This is a genomic window from Vibrio marinisediminis (genome assembly GCF_014050145.1).
Classification (GTDB): domain Bacteria; phylum Pseudomonadota; class Gammaproteobacteria; order Enterobacterales; family Vibrionaceae; genus Vibrio; species Vibrio marinisediminis.
In genome coordinates this window covers 235,280-242,929 of record NZ_JACFYF010000005.1, presented here as the reverse complement: position 1 = coordinate 242,929, position 7,650 = coordinate 235,280, and the positions used below count along the sequence as shown (strand labels likewise).

The following is a 7,650-nucleotide window of genomic DNA, read 5'->3' as shown; positions in this document are numbered from 1 at the left end:
CTTGAAAACCGGCGTGGGTTAATAGCCCACCTAGGGTTCAAATCCCTATCTCTCCGCCACATTCGAAAAGCCCACTGAGAAATCAGTGGGCTTTTTCGTATAAGCGAAGAAAAAGTTCATGAGATAAAATGGTCATCGCCGTGAATGAACTGCTACGAAAATTGATTTGTAGTCACTAGCTATGCTGTACAAAGAGGTCCCAGTAACCGTGCACTTTGCTCGTTGATCTTCCTACTGATAAAAGCATCCCTGTCAGAGCTATTGAGCCACAATAGAGGGAGGTTGCCTTTCCCTTGTTAACCTGCCATTTTTTGTATGAACGCCTTAGCTTGCTCTAATCTGAGTCTATTTTTGAGTATAAGCCCAAGCAACAACCTCATTCGATGAGTATTGCTATTCGGCTGCTGTCGTGTGGGTGTTACTGCTGATCATGCAGAGTTAAGATGGTTTATGTTGTGGTTATGAGATGCTTTTATGCATTTTTCTCGAAATTAATGACTAGCTAAACGTTATAAAAGACCCCATAGGTCAGCTGTAATGACTACAGTAAGTATTATTGTGCCTTATCAATACCTAACCTCCACTATCATTACTCTGTCGCTTACAAGAGCTTAGCGCTCAAATTGTTGCTCACGATTCATCTGTGAAATAATAAATGTGGACCTTTGCCATTAATTCAACTAATCAATACAAGTAATAAGTTGAATTGATTAGTATATTATTTCCCGTCTAATATACTAACCAGACTAAAATAGTGAGTTATTCATGTTGCTCTTCTTTAATTGTGATCATTTGTCACTAATTAAATAAATAATGATTAACAGCATACTATGTCGCGGTTAAATACTATTGCTTATTATTTTATTAAGACGTTAATTTAGTGTTCTTGATAGAAAATAATTTGTTTTGGTTAAGTCGATATGAACGATTTATTTGCAGCTGATTTAGGTCATGTTTGAATTTGAAAAACTTCCCTTAACACTAGTAATTGCAATGGTTTTAGGTGGTTATGTCGTTATGTGATTTAACCTTTAATTGCTAATTTACATACAGTAAGCAGGGCTGTTCGCTATCGTCCAATATTATTTACACTCCTTATTTGTGACGTCAGTAATGTTTTTTAATTTTGGTTGTAATTTATATGACCATTACATCTATTTCCTACCAAAAAAATAACTTATATTCTACGTAGTTAGATCTGATTATCAGAATAAAAATACGTTCAAGTTCAAAGTAATAAATAAATTATTTGTGTTTTTATTTGTGTACAAAATAAAGCGACAGATAACCTTTCAAGGTATTTCTTTCATTTAATAAATAAATTGTAATTGACTCTGCTGAGAGGGAATGTGAGATGCCAATGCTACTGAACACAATTGGCTTACCTAGCAGAGTCACTTTTCACTTTAACTGGTCGAAAACTAGCAACGACTAATGGTGGTTACGCCACCAGAAAGGCGAAGACGCTGGCTACGAAAAATCTTATTAAGCAGCAAAATGAATACGTTTAGCTAAACAGTGTGACCTGAAGAAAGGCATTAATACTAATTATAAAATTTAGTTAAATTTATTAATTTCCAATAAGTAACGTGAATAAGAACAGTAATTATGAATGAAAAGAGCATAGCTTACGGTACCAGCACAAAGGCGGGTACATCGAAAATAATAGGAAGCGGGTTAATTATCGCCGGTACATCGATTGGCGCAGGGATGCTATCTCTACCGATTGTTTCTGCAGGATTAGGCTATACGGTTTCATGTCTTGTGTTGTTTGCTCTATGGGCATTAATGACATATACCGCGATGTTGATGCTAGAAGTTCACCAATATGCACGTAGTAATGCCACATTACATACATTAGCTCAGCAGTTTCTTGGCGAGAAAGGTAAATACATTGCGGGTTTCGCCATGCTCTTTCTTTTCTACTCTCTTTCTGCTGCTTATATTGCCGGCGGTGGTAATCAGCTTGCTGAACGAATTAAAACCGTTGCATCGATTGAGATCCCGACGTCTATAGGGGCGATTATTTTCGCGATTCTCGTTGCCTGCGTTGTTGCTATTGGTACGCACCTTGTTGATAAAGTAAATCGAGTTCTCTTTGCGCTAATGTTAGGTGCCATGGTAGTGGTACTTATGTCTTTAGCCCCGAATGTGAGTGGTGCCTACCTTGCCAGCATGCCAGTTGAGTACGGTCTGATCCTGACATCCTTACCTGTGGTTTTCACCTCGTTTGGTTTTCACGGCAGCATTCCAGCCATCGTCTCTTATTTAGGTGGTGATACTAAGACTTTAAAGAAAGCGATGTATATCGGTTCATGTGTGCCATTTATTATTTACGTGCTTTGGTTGTTCTGTACTTTAGGTGTGGTGTCGCAACCTGATCTGACCGCGAACCCAACTCTAAATGCATTGATTGTTTCGCTTTCAGCGACACTCGAGAATTCACAGCTCTCACTCATCATTGGTCTTTTTGCTGATCTAGCGTTAATCACTTCATTTTTGGGTGTGAGCTTAGGTTTGTTTGACTTCATCCGTGATACAACAAAAGAAAAATTAAACGGAAACAAAGTGCTTGTCGCGGTGGTGACTTACTTCCCGCCACTGTGTTTTGCTTTGTTTTATCCAGAAGGTTTTATTATGGCACTAGGATACGCAGCGATTGCGCTGGTTATCCTAGCGATATTCCTACCCGTTGCGATGGTATTTAAATCACGACAAATTAACGTCAATCCAAACGATTACAAAGTTGTAGGTGGCAATCTAATGCTTGTGCTTTGTGCAGCGTGTGGTGTGGTGATTATTCTTTCACAACTACTAAGTTAAGAGGTTTCATAAATGCGCGGTGTGATTTCGATTCAGAGTCATGTAGTGTACGGTCACGCAGGGAACAGCTCAGCCGTTTTTCCTTTACAACGTATGGGGTTTGAAGTTTTCCCTATACATACGGTGCAGTTTTCCAATCACACCCAATACTCCGAGGGTTGGACTGGGCACGCCTTTCCGGCTTCGGATATCGCAGAATTAACTCTCGGTTTAGAGAAAATTGGCGCGCTGAAAAAATGTGATGCAGTAGTGACTGGTTACCAAGGCAGTGTTGAGCAATGCGAAATGGTTGCTGAACTGGTTAAGAAAGTCAAAAGTTACAACCCAGCATCTATTTATGTTTGCGATCCCGTTATGGGCGCACCAGACAAAGGCTGCATTGTTAATGAAGGTATCTCAGAGTATATCTTGGACACCTTAATGCCAATGGCGGACGTTATTGTGCCAAACCAGTTTGAACTGAGCCAGTTTGCTGGTATGGAAATTAACAGTCTGAATGATGCTGTAGCAGCTTGTAAGAAGGCATTGACGTTAGGTCCTCAAATTGTCTTGGTTAAACACCTATATTCAATTTCGGATGATAAGTTTTCTATGATGCTTGCATTTGACGACCAGTGTTACATCGCGCAGCGTCCTCAATTAGATTTCGACAAAGCCCTTGTTGGTGTTGGTGATCTGATTTCATCGCTATTTACTGCTGGCCTACTAAAAGAGTGGTCGGTAGCCCGAGCATTTAAGCACTGTAATGAAGCCGCCTATGCGGTAGTGAAAAAAACACATCAGCTTGGTGAGTGGGAACTGCAAACCATAGCGGCACAAGATGAAATTGTTGAACCAGAAGAGAAATTTGAACTAGGAAAATGTGTTCAAGATAACTCATTCACTTATTACTCAGTCTAAAGGTTTTTTTTGCCTTCAAGGTGAGTTTTAGTTTACCAACCGTTCATTGGCTTCTTGCCGCTGATGAACGGTTTTTTTATGTCGCTAAAGTGAGTATTGAATTAAAGAGTGATATAAAAAAGCCAATACAGAGTATTGGCTTTGTCTATTGAGTGCCGCTAAACGCGATTATCGAGTTGCAGCTTGATCTCTGAGTTGCTGTTTTTCCGCATCAGAAATAAACGCCAGATCTAAGCCATTAATTTGCGCTTGGCGGATCTGCTGGGCTGACAAGCCAGCTTGTGGGGCAGCAACTTCATATTCGTATGGAAGCTCGATACCCTCAACGGCTGGGTCATCAGTGTTGATACAGGCCATTACACCGTGTTCAAGGAACTGTTTTAGCGGGTGATTTGCTAACGATTCGACAGTGCTGGTTTGGAAGTTAGAGGTAAGGCAAGATTCAATACCAATCTTGTTCTCTGCTAGGTAATCCATCAGTTTTGGATCGTGAATCGCTTTTACGCCGTGACCAATTCGCGTTGCACCAAGCTCATGAATGGCTTGCCACATACTTTCAGCACCAGCGGCTTCACCTGCGTGTACTGTCACCTGAAGCCCCGCGTCTTTTACTTGGGCAAAGTGTTTTACGAATAGTTCGCCAGGCTGACCAAGCTCATCACCTGCAAGGTCAACAGCTACGATGTTGTCTCTTTGCGTCAAGATAGCATCCAGCTCAAGTTGGCAAGCTTCCGTACCAAACGTACGGCTCATGATGCCAATTAGGTTTGCTTTGATACCAAAGTCACGCATACCGGCTTGTACACCATCAACCACAGCTTCAACCACACCTGCAACAGGAAGGTTGTGTTTCATTGCCATGTAGTATGGTGAAAAACGCAATTCGGCGTAATCAATTTGAGCGTTTAAAGCATCTTCTACGTTTTCATAAGCAACGCGACGACAGGCGTCTAAGTCACCAAGTACCGCGACACCCCAATCTAGCTTAGAGAGAAAAGCAACCAGCGAAGGCTCAGCTTCGACAATTTGGACGTGTGGAGTCAGGCTTGCAATATCATATGCAGGCAAAGCAACCGCAAATTTTTGACCTAATTCTAGAATGGTCTTCGTTCTGATATTGCCATCAAGGTGGCGATGTAGATCAGTGAGGGGCAAATTCTTAGTTATCATTATACTTAGCTCAATTTGTGATTTGAGCTAAGTATAAGAAGCAAATTAGTGAGTGTCAGCCCAATATAACGGCTATTTCATCAGATATTGCACATTATGATTTCATGTTTACTAAATCTGTTGGCCATTCTTCAAATGGAACTGGTCGGCTATAAAGAAAACCTTGCCCCTGTGGACAGTGCAATTGTTTGAGCAATTCGGCCTGCTCTGTGGTCTCTATACCTTCGGCGACGATATCCACTTTCATACCTTGAGTCATATTGATGACCGCCGCTACGATGGAGTTCTCTAAGTTTTGAATATCCAATTTATTGATAAAAGTACGGTCGATTTTCAGGCAGTCGAACGGCAGTTTGTGTAAATAAGCGAGTGAGCTGTAACCTGTACCAAAATCATCAATGGCTATCTGGATGCCTAAATCTCGAATAGCCTGCATATTGCGAATCGTCACCGGATCGTTGTCCACTAGGCGTGATTCAGTTATCTCGAGTGTTAGGTTATTTGCTGGCAGTTTCGATTCCTCAAGAATGGTTTCCAATTCAAAGATTAAATCAGTGTGAGCCAGTTGATTGACGGATAAGTTAACGTGTAAATGGAAGTCATGGCTCCATTTTCCTTGCTCAATGCCTTCAACCGTATCGTGACACGCTTTTGAGAGTATTTGTCTACCGATAGCAGAAATAAACCCGCTTTCTTCGGCAATTGAAATGAACTCCAGTGGTGAGATTAAGCCATCGGTTGGCGATAACCAGCGAGCCAATGCTTCTGCGCCAATGACTTCACCTGATTGGATATCGACAATGGGTTGGTAGTAAGGGACAAACTCTTGCTCCTCGATTGCTTGTTTGATCTTGGCGAGCATACGAGTTTTATTGCGCGAGATGTCTGCCATTTCAGGTTTATAATGGCTGACTGATGCTTGCTCTTGTTTGGCATTACTCAATGCAATGCTGCCATTACGGAGCCAAGTGGTCATGTCAGCAGAATCAAGATCTTGGACAATGCCTAATGAGGCTTGAATGATGACGTTTTCTTTGCCCATATTGTATGGTGAAGCAAACATTTGCTGAATTCGCCCTACCGCCAGCGAAACATCTTGATTACTTTGTGGTTGAGGGAAATAGACGGCAAACTCATCACCGCCAATGCGTGCAAGTAACGCTTCTTCCGCAAAAGTCGCTTTAATTCGTTCTGCGATAATCACTAACAGTTGGTCACCACTTAAGTGCCCCATGCTGTCATTGATATGGCGAAATTTATTAATACCTATCAAGACTAAGCAGCCATTCAATTGCTCGAATTTTCCGCAAGTCTTCACTAACCCTTCTCTGCTGTAGAGTTTGGTTAATGAGTCGTAAAGCAGCTGGAAGCTGATCTCCTCAAAAGAGGCTTTAAGACTATCAGCCATATCATTGAACGCACGCACCAGCATGGACGTTTCATAGATATTACCTGGTTTCGGTAATTCGCTATCCCAGTTACCTTGGGCGAGTTGTTTTGCTGCGTTGGCGGTCGAAGTAATTGGCATGACTACGCGGTTAAAAGCGAACAGCCCGATCACGATACCGATTCCACTAATCAACAAACCCATCGCCCAGCTATTTTGCTGACTTTCTAACATTTTCCCCAGCAGCCCATGCTCAGAAATCGCCACACCGATATACCAGCTCAGCCCATTGTGATCTGTGTAGGGAGTAATAAGGTGAAAGTAGCGCTCGCCTTCAACATTACTGGTAAAGAGCAAGTTTTCGGTTGGTAATGGATGAGAGTTTGTGTAATCAGCACTAGATTGAATGACAGCGTTTGAACTTTCTGAGGTTAATAAGCGTTGCCCTTTCAAGCTGTGTTCAGTTCCCCAAGAAATGATGCTACCACCAGTGGAATGCGCGATGAGACGTTTAGTCTCATCAAATAAGTAGATGATGGCACCAGAGCTGTTTTGTTGCTGGCTGAGAAAGTCGTTAAAGGTGCTGAGCTTGACATCTGCGACCACCACACCTTGCAACTCATTGTTGTAATGAACAGGTGCAATAGATGATAACGTGACTTCTTGGCGTTCATCCGCATTGGCGTATATAGCCGACCAACGAGGCTCCTCGGTACCAGCCAGTGGTTTGTACCAAGGGCGAAGTCGAGGATCGTAATTTTTGATCACCGAGCGAATATTATTGCTGACTTCATGAGTTTGGTAGATGACTAACCCTTGATGATGAAGGTTGTCTTGTAACATTAAAGAGTAGTTGTCAGCGGTTTCTTTACGTAAACCCACATACTCACCCGCTTTACCACCAAAGCCAACATTATCCAGCTGCGACACGCTATTATAGAGCTGGCTGAATTTACTCAGCATCGCTGATTGAATCGCTGAAACATCATGAGTTTGGTATAAGCGATGTAATTCAATACTGTGGCTGAGCACTAAACTGGCTTGTAGCGGTTTATAAAGAAAAGAATCAAGCTCTAACTCCACATTGTGGCGTAATGCCGATAATTGCTTGCGACTGATATCTTTTGCCATCTCTTCATAATTGGCATCTTGCACCATGGTAATAACACCGAAGGCGCACAAAAAAATCAGAATGAAAGGCAGAATTACGGCAGTTCTTAAAGTGATTTGAGAGTTGAGCGTCATTGAGACTATTCTTTTAATATGGTGTACTGTAATTGTATTGATTTTAATCGAATTGGCGAGCAGTTTATATTTGTGCTTAGCAAGAAATTGACTAATCTATCATTTTCATCAATCAAAAATTGTTA

The 7,650-nt window shown here is 41.7% G+C and carries 4 protein-coding genes; 2 read left to right on the top strand and 2 right to left on the bottom strand.

Going from position 1 to position 7,650, the window contains the following annotated elements; translation table 11 throughout:
- Positions 1–1,608 precede the first annotated feature (1,608 nt).
- Positions 1,609–2,823, top strand: coding sequence for an aromatic amino acid transport family protein (locus tag H2O73_RS11115; RefSeq protein ID WP_182108913.1), 1,215 nt, complete (start codon positions 1,609–1,611; stop codon positions 2,821–2,823).
- A gap of 12 nt (positions 2,824–2,835) precedes the next feature.
- Entirely contained in the window at positions 2,836–3,723 is an 888-nt protein-coding gene (pdxY, locus tag H2O73_RS11110; protein WP_182108912.1) for a pyridoxal kinase PdxY, read from the top strand.
- A gap of 168 nt (positions 3,724–3,891) precedes the next feature.
- On the opposite strand, the gene add is transcribed toward pdxY, so the two are convergent.
- Positions 3,892–4,893, bottom strand: coding sequence for an adenosine deaminase (gene add / locus H2O73_RS11105; RefSeq protein ID WP_182108911.1), 1,002 nt, complete (start codon positions 4,891–4,893; stop codon positions 3,892–3,894).
- A gap of 94 nt (positions 4,894–4,987) precedes the next feature.
- Positions 4,988–7,525, bottom strand: coding sequence for a phosphodiesterase GepA (gene gepA / locus H2O73_RS11100; RefSeq protein ID WP_182108910.1), 2,538 nt, complete (start codon positions 7,523–7,525; stop codon positions 4,988–4,990).
- Between the last annotated feature and the right edge of the window lie 125 nt (positions 7,526–7,650).